Origin of the sequence: Longimicrobium sp., assembly GCA_036377595.1 — a bacterium.
Taxonomy (GTDB): domain Bacteria; phylum Gemmatimonadota; class Gemmatimonadetes; order Longimicrobiales; family Longimicrobiaceae; genus Longimicrobium.
This window is the reverse complement of the sequence record DASUYB010000197.1, coordinates 1-15,050: the sequence shown is the minus strand read 5'-3', so window position 1 is coordinate 15,050 and position 15,050 is coordinate 1. Positions and strand designations below refer to the sequence as shown.

Here is a 15,050-nt window from a genome sequence, read left to right as displayed (position 1 = left end):
CCTTGTTCGCTTGACCGGATAATCTCCCGCCGCACGACGAATCGCGCGGAAGGCTCATCCGGCCCACCGTTCCTTCGGACTTACGCGTGGTGCTCGCGTCTTCTCTCGACGCTAAAACAACACAGCTTCTTCCCTTACCCGAGTTTTCAATCAGCCTGTTCGCGGCATCGAACCAATCGCCGCGGAGCCTTCTAACTTAGCATCCTGTCGCGCATTTGTCAACGGGCCGTTGCCGTTCCGTTGGGCTTCGGCGGGGCGCCTCGCGGCATCCCGTCTCGCGCGGGGCACCTAGTATATCATCCTCCTAAATCGTTGTCAACAAGTGATTTAGGGAGATGGCGCCCGAACGCGTGTGCGAACGACGATCTCCGCGTCACCCCCTGACTAGAGACGTCTCCGCACCGCGTTCGCGCCGCGGCGGAAGAGCCCCATCACCAACAGGATCAGCCCCGCGATCAGCAGCAGGTGGATCGCAAAGCCGACGATCTTGAACGCCAGGAGCGCGAGGAGCCAGAGCACCACCAGCACGGCTCCGAGCACGAGCAGCATCCGCATCTCGATCTACCTCCCTCAGGTTCTCGCCATCAGAACGGCATTCCCAACGTAACGTAGACGGCGCCGCGCTCGCCGCGCGCGTAGGCGATGGTGCCGGTGCGGCCGAGCGTCTGCAGCGACAGGCCGCCGCCGTAGGCCGTGTGCCAGCCGCCGGGGGAATCTCCATCCACATACACGCGCCCAGCGTCGGCCAGGCCGAAGGCGCCCAGGTGCACGCGCGCCAGCCCCAGGTTCACGTAGGCGATGCGGGCGCGCAGCTCGGCCGAGCCGTACAGCGACGCGTCGCCGCGGAAGCGCTGGAAGGGGTAGCCGCGCAGGTTCATGGGCCCGCCGACGAACGCCGCCTCCTGGAAGGGGAAGTGGCCCACGGCCTTCTGCGCGCCCGCGCGCAGGGCCAGCGTGGGCCCCACGCGGCCGGGAACGGAGAGGTAGCCGGCCGCCTCGCCCTCGAAGCGCCCGAACGGCCCCCCCAGGTCGCTCCCGTAGCCGGCGGCGGTGACGAAGGCGCGGGCGCCGTTCCGCGGGTCCATCACGCTGTCGCGCGCGTCGAACACGGCGCCGCCGATCGCGCCCGCCTGCCAGAAGGTCTCGTTCCCCAGCACGCCGACGCTGGCGGCGCGCACCTCGCCCGGATCGGTCCACCTGGCCGCGGGGCCGGCGTACAGGCGCAGCCGCGGCGTGGGGCGGATCTCGTACGCCGCCTGCAGCCGCACCTGCGTCTGGTCGACCTCGAACTCGTCGCGGTCGGGATCCTCGGGTGTGTCGTTGCCGAGCCCGTGGAAGCGCACGTCCTCGAAGTTGCTGCCGCGCACGTTCAGCCAGATGGACGCCGGGCGGTTGGTGACCTGCCGGTCGTAGTGCAGCATCGCCCCCAGGCCGTGGTGCTCGAACGGCGCGTAGAGGACGCGCACGCCGGCCTGCTCGGCGTGCGGGGCGCGGCGGAAGCCGTAGCGCTTCCAGTTGGGCCCCACGCCGATCACCGGGCCGATGTTCAGCTCCCAGTTGGCGTACGGCGCGAACATCGATGCCGAGGTGCCCCAGTCGCGCGGGGGCGGCGCGTTGCCCATGAGCGACCGCGACTTCGGCGGCTCCCACGCGCGCGTGTCGACCTTCGCGCCGCGGCCGGGGTCGATGCGGTTGTCGCCGCGGTCGTCGTAGAACACGGTGCGGCCGCGGTCCGCCGCCTCGTCGCGCAGCTGGTCGTCGCCGCCGCCGCCGATCACGCGCACCAGCACGCCGTCGGACGCGCCGCGGACGACCGCGCGGTCGTCGCCGCCGTGCAGGTACAGGCGCACCTCGCGCGTCTCGTCCGGCAGGAGGCGGCGGTGGAAGTACGGCCCGCCGCCGCCCTCCGCGTTCACGGTGACGTCCACCGAGCCGTCGGGCTGGCGGACGATCTCCGCGCGCTCGTCCTTGTCCGTGGCATGGACGTCCACCTCGCGGGCGACCAGGCGGTAGAGCTCGGCGGCGACGGCGGGAAGGGCGTCGCGGCGGGCCTTGAGCGCGGCGGCCATCTCCTCGCCCTCGAGCGCGAAGTACTCGGGCGGCATGCGGCGCACGGCGGCGTCGATCACCGCGTCGGTCAGCCGCGTGCGCAGGTACACCGCCGTCGAGTCCCACGCCTCGCGCGGGAGGGAGGAGAGGAGGAGGCGGTCGAGCTCGGCGGGATGGGTGTGATAGCGGATCACCTGCTCGGGCCGCGGCCCGAAGCGCACGATGACCGGCGCGGCCATGCGTGCGACGGAGGAGATCAGCCCCCGGTTGTCGTTGAAGGCGTTGTCGCGGTCGCGGGGGATCGGCCGCCACCACCGGACGTCGCCGGCGTCGAAGCGCGCCCAGCGCCACTGGTCCCAGTGCCGGTCCCAGTCGCCCAGGAACACGTCCATCAGCCGCGCGGTCAGGAACCCGCGCTGGTCGACGCGGTTGCGCGGATCGTCCTCGATCAGCTTGCGGAAGTCCTCCGAGCCCTGCACGTCCTTCGCGCCGGCGAACCCGTCCGTGGGCCGCTCCTCCACCATCCCCAGCCGGCCGCGGAACTGCTCGCGGAACCGGCCCAGGAAGGGGTGGTCGGGCATGACGAAGAAGCGCGGCGTGGCGTGCAGCACCCCGGCCGCGTCGAGCAGCGGGGGGACGACGAGGGCGGCGGCGGGGTGCTTGGCGCTGACCAGGTCCTGCACGATGGCGTGCGGGAGGGTACCGCGCAGGTCCTTCGGCATGGCCGGGGTGACGTTCTTGTCGACGGAGCGGAAGACGTACTCGCGCCCGTCGCGCCCCTTGAGCCGCAGCGACTCGGTGGAGAGGCCGCCGCCCTCCTGCTCCACCGTCAGCCCGCCGGCGAAGGTCTCGGGGTCGAGGACGGGGGCGGCGATCGGCTCGGTCCAGAGCGGGCGGTAGCTCTCGCCCAGGAAGAGCCGGCGCAGCCCGCCGGCGCGGTACTCGAGCCCGGCGACGGCGCGCGCGGTGCCGCCCGCCGACTGCGCGCGCGCGGCGGCGGGGGTGAGAACGAGAAGGGCGCACAGCGGCGCCCCGAGCGAACGAAGTCTCGGCGTCATCGGCGTTCCGGCCCTCCCGGTGGACGCGACCCCGCACGGCGCCGATGCTCGCGCGGGAGCCAACGGCGCGCCGATAACGGAACAACCGTGCCGCGGGACAACTTTCGCCTATACGAACGGCGGATGACGACATCACAGGCGAGCGCGGAGCCACATCCCCGACAGCAGATTCGTGCACGCCTGCATGCGATCAGGATCGCGGAGCTAAAACAAGAACGGCCCGGCGAACCGGACCGTATTGAACGCGAGTGAGCGGCAGCTCATGGGATCGGGGCGCCGCGCGCAACCCATTGCTCGATGGCCTCATGGCCGGTCGCGGCGAAAACTTTCTCCTCCTCGCCCACACGGATCGAACGCGGCGTCCGTGTGACGACATGGCGCACGACGATGACCTGCGGGATCGTCGGCGGCCCGAAGGCGTTCTGCCAGACGTACCGTGACACCGCCGAGTTCATCCAGTTCCGCCCCGCCACGATCTCGTCCCACGTGCCCAGGCGCTGCAGGTAGGCAGCCCCGGTGTCGGCCCGCACGTCGATCGAAACTCCGACGAGCGACACCGTCCGCGACGAACGCGCCGCCTCTCGTCGCGCCGCGGGCGCAAGCTCGGCCACCGCTCGCCTGAACTCGGGGAGCTGGTTCGCAATGCAGAACGAGGAGCTGATGAAGTAGACCACGTACTCGGTCGACACGGAATCGGCGGCCGCAGCAGCGGCGACCGACTGGCCGGCCGCAGCACGCGCTCCCAACCCGAGCGCCATCGCCAGGAAGACGGGATTGATCATCAGGAAGAGGCGCTGGAGCGGAGTCGCTTCGCGCATGATCACGCTTTCGCTCCCCGAGTGGGATTGGCGGGAGTCGGCGGAGAGCCCGAGGCGTGAATCCGAACCCAGGTCCGGATCTCCACCTCACCCACGACCCGTTCGCGGAGCACCTCCCGGCTCACCATGATCCCGCCGGCATCTGCATTCACTGTCCGTTCGAGCAGGATGATCTGCGGCACGACGGCGCGGCCAGGGACGTCCCGCCAGATGTATTTCACCGCCTCCTCGTTCAGCCAGTTGCCCCCCGCCGCGACCTGGTCGAAGTCACCGAACCGCCGGAGCATCTCCAGGCCGCGCGGCTGATTCCAGTCGATCGACACCCCGATGGTGCGGAAGGCGTGATGCTCGGCCGCGGCCCGGCGCTGGGCCAGCAGCTTCGCCCGCTCGACCACCGGGGGAAGGCCCGGATCGCGACAGGCACCGCAGAAGGAGGCACCGATGAAGACGAACACGTTTTCGCTGCCCGACGTAATGCGCGCCCGCGGAACGTACCGCGCATCGTCGCCACGGTCGGCAGCGAGCCATTTGTACCGGACCGCGGCGCCGCCCGCCCAGGCCGCCGCGACGCCCAACAGGACCGCAGGAATCATCAGAATCCCGCGGAGTGTCAACGGCGACTTCATCGCTGCCCCTGCGTGGACTGGGAAATCCGGAACACTGTTACCGTCGGAAAAGGATCCGGCCGGACGCCAAAGGCGTAGCCCGCGCCGATCTGCAGGATGCGCGGCGTATTGCTCGTCACCCGGCGCACTCTCCCGTCCGCGGCAAATACGCGGTACGAGCCCACTTCGGTGAACTCCTCGGCACTCCGCGCCCCGTCGCGAACGAACCCCACCTGGATCAGCGCCGATGCCCCATCGAGTTTCGCGATGGAACTGGCCATGTGGTGGCGATTGTTGGGCCCGCGCGAGTAAGTCACGCGGCGGCCGGATCGGCGGATCACCACGGGCTCGTAGCCAGGGATGGACGATGTCCACTGGAGGCGGCCATCCACTCGCCAGCCACGCACGTTGGCCGAGAGCAGGGGAAGGAAGATCACCGTGCGGGCTTCTTCCATGCACTCGATCAGCCCGCGCGCCAGTGACACGCTGAAGTAGGGGTCGCGGGGACGTTCCGCGGCACCGAACGATTCGGCGGGGTGCCCGTCGAACGTGTAGGTATGGATCAGCGTTCCATTGCGGAAGCCCAGCAGATACAGGCGATCACCCAGGGCGCACAGGTCGGACGCAGGGAAGTCGATCGGGAACGAGCGGACATGGCCGCTCCCGGCCGACGCTGGCGCGAATACTTCGACCCGCTGGTTCGCCTGGTCGAGCACGTAGAGGTGGCCGCTACCATCGTACGCCACCGCCACGGGCACGAAGAACTCGCCGGGCCCGCGCCCTGGCCTGCCAACCCGCGCCAGGAACCGTCCCGACGGCGAGAAGATCCGCACGGTTTGCGATTGTGCGTCGAGCGCCGCGAAGTTCCCGTGCGCATCCGAGGCGACATCCTGCACGACCCCCAGCACCTGCGCAGGGTCGCCGTCCATGGCGCCGACCCGCACGACGGGATCCAGCCAGATCCGCTGCGCCGCCCCTTCCGCCGCCCAGCCGCAGGTGGCGAGCGAAGCCAGGAGAAGCCAAGGCCTAAGCGGCCACCTCACGAGCTGCACAACTGGTCGGAGCAAGACCGCTCCGTCAGGAAGCACTCCTTTCCCAGGCTATAGGAGCAGCGGTCGGACCCGGTGCAGTGCGTATTCGTGCAAACTTCACCGGTCTGGGCATGCGCGGACCCCGCACCGCGGAGGTGAAGAAGGTTTTCGCCGCCCGGGATCGCGGCGCCCAGAACACCCGCCAGAAGCAGCAGACCCGGGCCGAAGATGCGTTGGGAGCGTCGACTCATCGTCCCCTCCAGGGTGACAGATCAGAACGTCCGGCGAGGGAACCGAGCAGCAGCACGATCTATGTGCGATCCGGGCCGCGAGCTCAGGAGCTGCAGTTCGTGACGGTGCACGAGCTGCGCTTGAGCGCGCACTCGAACCCCTGGAGGTACTCGCAGTCGGCGGAGCCCTTGCAGTCGGTGTTCGGACAAATCTCGCCCACCTGTGCGTTTATCGGCGCGATTCCGATGAAGGAAGCAAGCCGGTCGCCGCCGGGGACCAGGCCGGCCGCACCCAGGACGAGCGCCAGCACGAGGGCTGCGAGTGGAAGGCGGCTGCGGAACGCGGAAAGCGCCATGCGAACCCTCCTGTGAAGAGGAGCATCAGTGGCTGATTGTGCCAATTAATATATTGCTGAAGTCCTGTACGACTACGCAATCAAACATGCTTTCCCTGCCCGGCCCTTTCCTTCACGCCCGCCACCCGGCGGCGTCCAGCCGCCGGTCGATGTCGTAGGCGGCGCTGATCAGGGCCAGGTGGGTGAACGCCTGCGGGAAGTTGCCCAGCTGCTCGCCGCTGGGGCCGATCTGCTCGGCGAACAGGCCCAGGTGGTTGGCGTAGCCCAGCACCTTCTCGAAGACGAAGCGCGCCTGCTGCAGGTCGCCTCCGCGCGACAGGCACTCGGCGTACCAGAACGAGCAGATGGTGAAGGTGCCCTCGCCCTCGTTGAAGCCGTCGGTCTCGCCGTCGCGGATGCGGTAGCGGCGCACCAGCGAGTCCTCCACCAGCTCGCGGCGGACGGCGTCCATGGTGCTCCGCCAGCGCGGGTCGATGGGGCTGGTGAAGCGCAGCAGCGGCAACAGCAGCGCCGACGCGTCCAGCTCGTCCGTCCCCGCATGCTGCACGAACGCCTTCTTGCGCGGGCTCCACATCTCCTCGTAGACGCTGCGGTAGATCTGGTCGCGCACCTCCAGCCAGCGCACCAGCGGCCCCGGCAGGCTGCGGCGCTGCGCCAGGCGGATCGCCCGGTCCACCGCCACCCAGCACATCACGCGCGAGTTCAGGTACTCGCGCCGCTCCGCCCGCACCTCCCAGATCCCGCTGTCGGGCATCCGCCAGTTCTCGCACACCCAGTCCACCAGCCCCGTCAGCCGCATCCAGAAGTCGTGCGAGATGGGCTGGCCGTACTTGTCGTAGAGGTAGACCGAGTCCATCAGCGCGCCGTAGACGTCGAGCTGGCACTGCCGCCCGGCCCCGTTCCCCACGCGCACGGGACGCGACCCGCGATACCCTTCCCAGTCCAGCTCGTGCTCCTCCACGTCCTCGCCGCCGTCGATGCGGTAGAGCGGCTGCAGCGGGCCCATCTCCTTCAGCTCGTGGCTCAGCCCCTCGAGCCAGTGGATGAAGGCGCCCGTCTCCTCCGTCAGCCCCAGCCGGATCAGCGCGTAGAGGGTGAACGCCGCGTCGCGGATCCAGGTGTAGCGGTAGTCCCAGTTGCGCGCGCCGCCGATCCGCTCGGGAAGCGAGAAGGTGGGCGCGGCCACCAGCGAGCCGTAGGGCTGGCTGACGAGGAGCTTGAGCACCAGCGCCGAGCGGTGCACCTCGTCGCGCCAGCGGCCCTTGTAGGTCGATCGCCCGATCCACGTACGCCAGAAGTTGGAGGTGCGCTTGAAGGCGTCGGCGGCGTAGTGCGGCGTCTCGGCCGGCGAGCCGTCGTGCACGTCGCCCACCTCGAAGACGAAGGTGGCCGACTCGCCGTGGCGCAGGGTGAACTCCGCGGCGGCCTGGCCGTCGTCGAAGCGCACCGGGTGCGTGGACCAGAGCCGCGCCGCCACGTCGCCCTCGGCAGGGAGGAAGAGAACGCAGTCGTCGTTGCCGCTGACCTTGTGCGGCTGCGGGCCGTAGCCGAAGCGCGGGACGCAGCGCATGTGGAACTTCAGGTCGCCGCGGACGGCCTTGGCGCGGCGCACCACGGCGCGCACGCGGTCGGTCTCGCCCACGGGCATGAAGTCGCTGATCTCGCCCACCCCGTCGGGCGAGAGGAAGCGGGTGAGCAGGACGTTGGTGTCCGGGAGATAGAGCTGCTTGAGCCGCGCGCCCTCCAGCACCGGCGCCAGCTCGAAGCGCCCGCCGCTGCCCCGGTCCAGCAGCGAGGCGAACACGGGCGGCGAGTCGAACCGCGGCGCGCACATGAAGTCGATCGTGCCGTCGCGGCAGACCAGCGCGACGGTGTGCAGGTCGCCGATGACGCCGTGGTCCTCGATGGGGGGATAGTGCCGGTCCATTCGCCCCGTGCGCCGGTGTCGAAGTGGCTCGCCGCCTCCGTCCGGCGCCGCCAGCAGGCAAGACGCGTGCGTGATCGGTGCGAAGTGCGAAAGTGCGGAAGTGCGTGAGTGCGGAAGTGCGTGAGTGCGCGAATCCCGTCGGCCGTGCCGAGACCCATGCACTGCCGCACTCACGCACTCACGCACTGCGGGTTCGGGCGTGTCCCTCCGCTGCGCTCCGGGCCGGGCTGCGCGCGCCGTAGGGCACGATACAGCTGTGCCCAACGGCGCCGGGCCCCCGGCGGTTCGTCTCGCGGCGAGACAGCGTCCCGAGCAGCGGACATCATCGCCCCCGCCCGCCGGGTTCCCGGCCCTCCGGGCGCGCATCCCTCACGCAAGTGCCTGCCCCGCGCTGAGTTCTCCCCTCCCCTGCGCAGCGGGGGAGGGGCCGGGGGAGGGGGCCCGCCGGCGGCCGCGCGAAGTCCCGCCATCCGCACCGATGTCCTCATCCCTTCCTCTCCCGGTACGGAGAGGTGGACGGCCTGAGCCGGCCGGAGAGGGCGCGCCAATCTCCGCGAAGCTTCGACAGCCGCGTCCACCGTCATCCGTCCGGCCTGAAAAGCATGGGCACCGAACCATGTTCGGTCGTCGCCGCTCCAGCATCCACGGAAACACCCGGCTCCCGCGAAAATCTTGATTTTACAGCGGGTTCGGCGTATCCTCACCCACACTCCCCCGCCCGTCCGGGACGCAACCCTCCCAGCCCATCGGCCCAGCACCACCCTGCGTTCCCCGCGCGTCGGGATTTCGACCCGTCTCCGAACGAAGTCTCCGCGGCCGCCGCACCTCCTTCCACGCGCGCGAGCCGCCGTTCCTCGCCGGCGCCGCCGGCCCGCCTCCCACACCCTCGTGAGGACCGCATGCTCTCCAGACCCGTCCGCAGCCTGGCGCTCGTCCTGGCTCTCCTGGCCGCATCCGCACTGCCGGCGCTTGCCCAGCAGGACGGCGGCGTGTCGGGAACGGTGAAGGACCCCACCACCGGCCGCCCCGTGGCCGGCGCCCACGTCGACGCGGTGACGGCCGACGGACGGGTGGTGGGCAGCACCACCACCGACGCGCAGGGCAACTACCGCCTGGCCGGCCTGCGCCCCGGCACCTACTCCGTGGTGATCAAGAACGAGGGCGGCTCCGAGAGCAAGCTCGACGCGGTGATCTCCGCCGGGCAGACCAGCACGGTGAACGTGCAGATCTCCGCCGGCGCGGTGGCGCTCAACCCGCTGGTGGTCTCCGCCTCGAAGCGCGCCGAGAAGGCGCTCGAGGCGCCGGCCCGCGTGGAGGTGGTCTCCGAGCGCGAGGTGGAGGCCCGCCCGGCGGTGACCGCGGTGGACCACCTGCGCTCGGTGAACGGCGTGCAGATCGCCCAGACCGGCGCCGGATCGGCCAACGTGGTGGCGCGCGGCTTCAACAACATCTTCTCGGGCGCGCTGCACGCGCTGCAGGACTACCGCCTGACCGGCGTTCCCTCGCTGCGCGTGAACTTCCTGCAGTTCGTTCCCGCCAACAACGAGGACATCCAGCGCATGGAGGTGGTGCTGGGCCCCGGCGCCGCGCTGTACGGCCCCAACACGGCCGACGGCATCCTGCACATCCTCACCAAGAGCCCGCTCGACGAGCAGGGGACGACCCTGGCGCTCGGCGGCGGCACGCGCAGCACGCTGCAGGGCGAGTTCCGCAGCTCGCAGCTGCTGGCGCCCAACTTCGGCATCAAGCTCAGCGGCCAGTACGTGCGCGCCGACGAGTGGCGCTACACCGACCCGGCCGAGGTGGCCGAGCAGGCCAAGTTCGCCTCGAACCTGGCCTTCTACCGCGCCGACCTGATGCGCGCCGCGGGGATCAGCCAGGCCGAGGCCGACGTCCGCATCGCCCGCATCGGCGCGCGCGACTTCGACATCGAGCGCTGGACCGGTGACGTGCGCGCCGACTGGCGCATCACCCCCGACCTCACCGCCGTGGTCAGCGGCGGGATGAGCACCGAGATCAACGGGATCGAGCTGACCGGCCTGGGCGCCGGGCAGGCGCGCAACTGGCGCTACACCTACGGCCAGGCGCGGGCCAACTGGAAGCGCCTGTTCGGCCAGATCTACGTGAACCACAGCGACGCCGGCGAGACCTTCCTGCTGCGCAACGGCGCGCCCATCGTCGACCGCTCCAGCGTGATCGTGGGCCAGCTGCAGCACGGCTTCGACCTTGGCGCCCGCCAGCGCTTCACCTACGGCGGCGACTACACCTTCACCAACCCGGTGACGGAAGGGACGATCAACGGGCAGTACGAGAACGACGACCAGACGCGCGAGTTCGGCGCCTACCTCCAGAGCGAGACCGAGATCACCTCGCAGCTGGAGCTGGTGCTGGCCGGGCGCATCGACACGCACTCGGCGCTGCCGGACCCGGTCTTCTCGCCCCGCGCGGCGCTGGTGTTCAAGCCGGCGGCGGGGCACGCGCTGCGCTTCAGCTACAACCGCGCGTTCAGCACGCCCAGCTCGCTGAACCAGTTCCTGGACCTGGGCTCGTCGATCCCCAACGACCAGCTGGCGGCGCTGGGCTACTCGCTGCGCATCCAGGGCACCGGCGACGCCGGCTTCTCGTTCCGCGACGCGAACGGCGGCTACCTGGTGCGCTCGCCCTTCACCCCGGCCGGGCTGGGCGGCCCGGGAACGCTGCTGCCGGGGAACTCGGCCACGCTGATGCCGCTGGCCGTGGGCGTGCTGGCCGCGCGCGCGGCCGCCGCGGGAACGCCGCTGCCGCCCACGCTGGTCGCCTATCTCTCCAACCTGCACCCGACCGCGGCACAGGTGGGGCTCAACTACCTGAACGCCGTCACCGGGCAGGTGGGCGACCTGGCCTCGCTCAACCTTCCCGACGTGAAGCCGATCCGCGAGTCGCCGTCGAACACGCTGGAGGCCGGCTACAAGGGGATCATCGGCGACCGCGTGCTGATCGCGGCCGACGTGTGGTGGTCGCGCAAGGAGCGGCTGGTGACGCCGCTGACCATCCAGACGCCGCTGGTGCTGCTGAACGGCCCCCAGCTGGGCGCGTACCTGGTGCCCCGCTTCATGGCCGACCTGGGGTACACCCAGGCCCAGGCCGCCGCGCTGGCCGCGCAGCTCGTCGGCTCGGCGACCTCGCCGGGGCTGGCCACCATCCCCGTGGGCGTGGTCTCCTCGTCCTCCGTGCACGCCAACGGCGCGCAGCTGCTGGTGACGTACGTGAACGTGGACGAGAACATCGACCTGTGGGGGAGCGACCTGTCGGCGCGCTTCATCCTGAACCGCGAGTGGAGCCTGAACACCAGCGGCTCGTACATCAGCGAGGACCGCTGGCAGACCGCCAACGCCGGGCTGGTGACACTGAACGCGCCGCGGAAGAAGGGCACCGTGTCGCTGAGCTACGACGGCGCGGAGAGCAGCGGCTTCATGGGCGAGGCGCGGATGCGCTACACCTCGGGCTTCCCGGTGAACTCGGGCGTGTACATCGGCACGCGCTGCCTGGGGGGCACCCCCAGCCCGCTGGCCGAGGACTGCGTGAGCGCGTACACGCTGTTCGACCTGAACCTGGGCTACCGCCTGCCCATGCCGGGGCGGAAGACCACGCTGCAGGTGAGCGTGACCAACCTGTTCAACGAGGGATACCGGCCCTTCCCCGGCACCCCCACCATCGGCCGCACCATCCTGGCCCGCGTGAAGTACGACTTCTGATATGACCGCGCGCGGCTGAGGGGAGGGTACGGCGAAGGGCCGGACGCGAGTCCGGCCCTTCGTTTACCTTCGCCCTTGACAGGGCATCCGGTTCGTATAGATTTGGGTTCGCTCCGCTGCTCCGGCGGCGTGAGCACGCTCCCCGCCTGCGGGCGGTGCGAGTACATAACTCCGGGGGGTTGGGCCTTGCTGGCACAACCCCTCGTTATGTTTCCTCGTTTAGTTCCTTTGGAGACATAACATGCATACACCTTCAACGCGGATTGTATCACCGGCCGTCGAGATTTTTGTTGACGGGCCCAACTTCAACCTGGCGCAACGGTATGAGGGTGTGCCGTTCCGCGTCGACCTGAATCTGCTGGCCACGCGGCTCAGCCGCGGCTATCACTTCGTCAAGCTGCGCTATTACACCTCACCACTTCCGAACCCGGACAGCGGCAGCTACCGGGCGCAGCAGCGGTTTTTCGCGCAGATCCAGCGCAGCAGCCGGATCGAGTTGGTGCTCGGCCGCCACGAGCCGCGCATCGATCCGGCAACTGGCCGCAGGTACCACGTCGAGAAGGAAACCGACGTGAACCTCGCGGTTGACATGGTCGTCGGCGCATACCGGGACCGCTACGACGTGGCGATGCTGGTGGCCGGCGACAGCGACTACGTCCGCGCGGTGGAAGCGCTCAAGGATCGCGGGAAGCAGCTCGTGTGGTGCCCGCTCCCCTCGCAGGGGCGGATCGATCAGCTGGCGAAGCTGGCGGACGGGACGCTGGAGCTGAGCACGAAGTTCCTGCGGACGTGCGCGCTGCCGAACCGCTAAGGTGTGCTACTCCTGGGTCTGCTGCGGAAGTGCGGGTTTCTTCCGGCGGCGCTCCAGGAGCTCGCGAATACTTCTCAACCCGATCTTCATTCCTTCATCGAAGTCGTCCTGATCGTCCGGACGGTCCGCAGGAACATGGTCGGGCGCGTATGGGAGAAGACGGGGAGACGAAGCCGGGGTTCGCGTGGGTCGATTCCGGGTCATTTTCCTCCAATCCTGCGCGGATCGGGTATCGATCGCAGGGAGCGCACGCCGCACCGTCAAGAGCGGCCTCAGATCACACCGCGGCGGGCTCCAGCGCGGCCAGATCGGCCTCCACCTGGGCGCGCTCGGGGAGGAAGCCGAGCGACTGGTAGATCTCGCGCGCGGCCTCGACGTAGGCGCGGGCCTCGGCGGGACGGCCGCAGGCGCCGTGCAGCAGCCCGTAGCCGTGCAGCACCGCCGCCTCGGTCTTGCGCGGCAGCCCACGCTCGTGGCAGACGCTCAGCGCCTGCTCGTAGAACACGAACCCCTCCTCGTCGGCGCGCGCCTTCGCGATCCCGCCCAGCAGCAGGTACACGTCCACGCAGTCCTCCACCAGGCGGTGGACGATGGCCACCTCCTCGGCGCGCCGGGCCTCCTCCTGCGCCTCGAACAGCCGCCCCTGGCGCAGCAGCATCTCGCCCAGGTTGTTGCGCACCGTCATCTCCCAGCGCGGCTCCACCTCGCGCTCCAGCGCCTCGCGGAACACGGCCTCGGCGCCCTCGGGATCGCCGTGCTCGGCCAGCAGCATCCCCCGGTTGTTGAGATAGAAGAGCATGGCGTCGTCGGCGCCGGTGGCCTCGATGCGCTCGCGGGCGCGGGCCAGCAGCGCCTCGGCGTCGGCCAGCTCGCCGTTCTTGATGGCGATGACGGAGAGGTTGGTGTAGAACGGCCACGCAAGCGCGGGGTCGTTCAGCCCGCGCGCGATGGCCAGCCCGCGCTCGTACCAGCTCCTCGCGGTGTCGCGGTCGCCGCGGTCGTCGCACAGGTTGCCCAGCCCCTGGCAGGCCACCGCCTGCCCCGCGGCGTCCATCTGGTCCACCGCCAGCGCGTGGCTCTGCTCGTACCACGCCCACGCCTCGTCCAGCCGGCCCGCCGCGCGCGCGGTGCGGCCCAGCCGGCGCAGCGCCAGGATCTGCGGCCCCTTCTCGCGCAGGTCGCGGGAGATCTCGAGCGCCAGCAGGTAGATCTTCTCCGCCTTTTCCAGGCGCCCGTCGCCCTCTTCCACCTCGCCCGCGCGCACCAGCGCGGCGGCCGCCGCCGGCAGGTCGCCCTCCTGCTGGTGGCGGATGGCCTCGAGCACGCGCGTGTACAGCTCCTGCAGCCGCTCGCGCGAGCGCTCGGCCAGCGCGGGGATGAGCGTGGCCAGGCGCGCCGGGTCCACCACGCGCTTGCCCAGCGTGGCGTACGCGCCCGAGCGGGCCCACACCTTCTCGCGGTCCAGCCGCGACGAGCCGATGACGGCGTCGCTGAGCGGCAGGAACTCTTCGGTGTCGGGGACCAGCGCGAGCGCGCGCTCCACCAGCAGGTGCGGCGGTGACGGCCTGCTCACGAAAACGATCGGTGCTCGGGGAAAGCCGGCGGCGCTCAGCCGCCGGCCATGATGTACTTGGTGCCGTAGGCCGAGAAGTGCGGCGTGGTGCCGTAGATCCGGCTGCCGTCCGCGCTCAGCCATCCCCCCAGCCCCACCCAGTGGTCGTCTTCCCAGCGCACCACCTGGAAGGGCGAGCCGTTCAGCACCACGCCGGTGAGCGGGAAGCTGAGGGTGACGGGGGTGTTGAACTGCACGCCGTGCGGCCCGAACTCGGCCACCAGGCGCTTGGCCAGCACCAGGTCGGTGGGGAGGTCGATGGTGACGGTGGCGTCCTGCGGGAGCGCGCCGGCGGGGATGTCGACGCGGAAGCCGTTCAGCTCCACGAACCCGCCGTCGGCGGCGCGGATGAACTTCTCCGCATGCCGGGGCGCCAGGAGGTCCGGCAGGCTGACGAACTGCAGCAGGCCGTTGATGTCGATGGTTCCCGCCAGCGCGTACGACGGCGCCGCGGGCAGCGCGGGCGCGAGAGGTGTCCGCGCGGGGTCCGAGCAGCCGGCCAGCACGAATGCGGCGGCGGCCAACGATACGAGGGTGCGGCGTATCATACGGCAGCGTCCTTGGGCGAATCTGGTTTCCGTACAGCGCACCTATGATCCCAAGCATGTGCCGTGCCCATTTTTTCTTCCGCGGCGTAACCCCGCTCCATGGCTGGACTTCAGATGTGTTCCGGAGATGTCCGGCGGTGAGCGTGGCGCGCGATCAATTACGAGCTTGCACTAAAATCATGCAAGCTCACCAAAACCGGGAAGCCTTCCACTCATGAACAGATGGCCTCACGCGGAGCCGCGGAGACGCGGAGGTGCTCGCCCAACATCT

The 15,050-nt window shown here is 70.0% G+C and carries 11 protein-coding genes; 2 read left to right on the top strand and 9 right to left on the bottom strand.

The window, feature by feature from the left end; translation table 11 throughout:
- Positions 1-384 precede the first annotated feature (384 nt).
- From VF092_30895 to VF092_30865, 7 genes are all read right to left on the bottom strand, one after another.
- On the bottom strand, positions 385-555 hold the full coding sequence (locus VF092_30895; GenBank protein ID HEX6751742.1) for a DUF5670 family protein: 171 nt from the start codon (positions 553-555) through the stop codon (positions 385-387).
- Between the two features lie 29 nt (positions 556-584).
- On the bottom strand, positions 585-3,107 hold the full coding sequence (locus VF092_30890; GenBank protein ID HEX6751741.1) for a BamA/TamA family outer membrane protein: 2,523 nt from the start codon (positions 3,105-3,107) through the stop codon (positions 585-587).
- 260 nt (positions 3,108-3,367) lie between these two features.
- Positions 3,368-3,931 (bottom strand): hypothetical protein, encoded by a 564-nt coding sequence (locus tag VF092_30885; protein ID HEX6751740.1) that lies wholly within the window; start codon positions 3,929-3,931, stop codon positions 3,368-3,370.
- Complete coding sequence (locus VF092_30880; GenBank protein ID HEX6751739.1) at positions 3,928-4,551, bottom strand: hypothetical protein; 624 nt, start codon at positions 4,549-4,551, stop codon at positions 3,928-3,930. The genes VF092_30885 and VF092_30880 overlap by 4 nt, the downstream gene beginning before the upstream one ends.
- Positions 4,548-5,474 (bottom strand): 6-bladed beta-propeller, encoded by a 927-nt coding sequence (locus VF092_30875; protein HEX6751738.1) that lies wholly within the window; start codon positions 5,472-5,474, stop codon positions 4,548-4,550. Before VF092_30875 ends, VF092_30880 begins: the two co-directional genes overlap by 4 nt.
- 421 nt (positions 5,475-5,895) lie before the next feature.
- Positions 5,896-6,147, bottom strand: coding sequence for a hypothetical protein (locus VF092_30870; GenBank protein HEX6751737.1), 252 nt, complete (start codon positions 6,145-6,147; stop codon positions 5,896-5,898).
- Positions 6,148-6,259: 112 nt separating this feature from the next.
- Positions 6,260-8,440 (bottom strand): glycoside hydrolase family 15 protein, encoded by a 2,181-nt coding sequence (locus tag VF092_30865; GenBank protein ID HEX6751736.1) that lies wholly within the window; start codon positions 8,438-8,440, stop codon positions 6,260-6,262.
- 533 nt (positions 8,441-8,973) lie between these two features.
- On the opposite strand from VF092_30865, the gene VF092_30860 reads away from it, so the two are divergent.
- Positions 8,974-11,808, top strand: coding sequence for a TonB-dependent receptor (locus VF092_30860; GenBank protein HEX6751735.1), 2,835 nt, complete (start codon positions 8,974-8,976; stop codon positions 11,806-11,808).
- A 241-nt stretch (positions 11,809-12,049) separates the two neighbouring features.
- Positions 12,050-12,619 carry an NYN domain-containing protein gene (locus VF092_30855; protein ID HEX6751734.1) on the top strand — a complete coding sequence of 190 codons (570 nt, stop codon included), beginning with the start codon at positions 12,050-12,052 and terminating at the stop codon, positions 12,617-12,619.
- 277 nt (positions 12,620-12,896) lie between these two features.
- Here the strand turns inward: VF092_30855 and VF092_30850 are convergent, their stop codons facing one another.
- Complete coding sequence (locus VF092_30850) at positions 12,897-14,192, bottom strand: tetratricopeptide repeat protein (protein ID HEX6751733.1); 1,296 nt, start codon at positions 14,190-14,192, stop codon at positions 12,897-12,899.
- 35 nt (positions 14,193-14,227) lie between these two features.
- On the bottom strand, positions 14,228-14,755 hold the full coding sequence (locus VF092_30845) for a hypothetical protein (protein HEX6751732.1): 528 nt from the start codon (positions 14,753-14,755) through the stop codon (positions 14,228-14,230).
- Positions 14,756-15,050 lie beyond the last annotated feature (295 nt).

Bases quoted from the DNA above. Each gene is read 5' to 3' on its own strand.
- VF092_30895 (HEX6751742.1), bottom strand. From the start codon at position 555: ATGCGGATGCTGCTCGTGCTCGGAGCCGTGCTGGTGGTGCTCTGGCTC.
- VF092_30890 (HEX6751741.1), bottom strand. From the start codon at position 3,107: ATGACGCCGAGACTTCGTTCGCTCGGGGCGCCGCTGTGCGCCCTTCTC.
- VF092_30880 (HEX6751739.1), bottom strand. From the start codon at position 4,551: ATGAAGTCGCCGTTGACACTCCGCGGGATTCTGATGATTCCTGCGGTC.
- VF092_30870 (HEX6751737.1), bottom strand. From the start codon at position 6,147: ATGGCGCTTTCCGCGTTCCGCAGCCGCCTTCCACTCGCAGCCCTCGTG.
- VF092_30865 (HEX6751736.1), bottom strand. From the start codon at position 8,440: ATGCGCGCCCGGAGGGCCGGGAACCCGGCGGGCGGGGGCGATGATGTC.
- VF092_30860 (HEX6751735.1), top strand. From the start codon at position 8,974: ATGCTCTCCAGACCCGTCCGCAGCCTGGCGCTCGTCCTGGCTCTCCTG.
- VF092_30855 (HEX6751734.1), top strand. From the start codon at position 12,050: ATGCATACACCTTCAACGCGGATTGTATCACCGGCCGTCGAGATTTTT.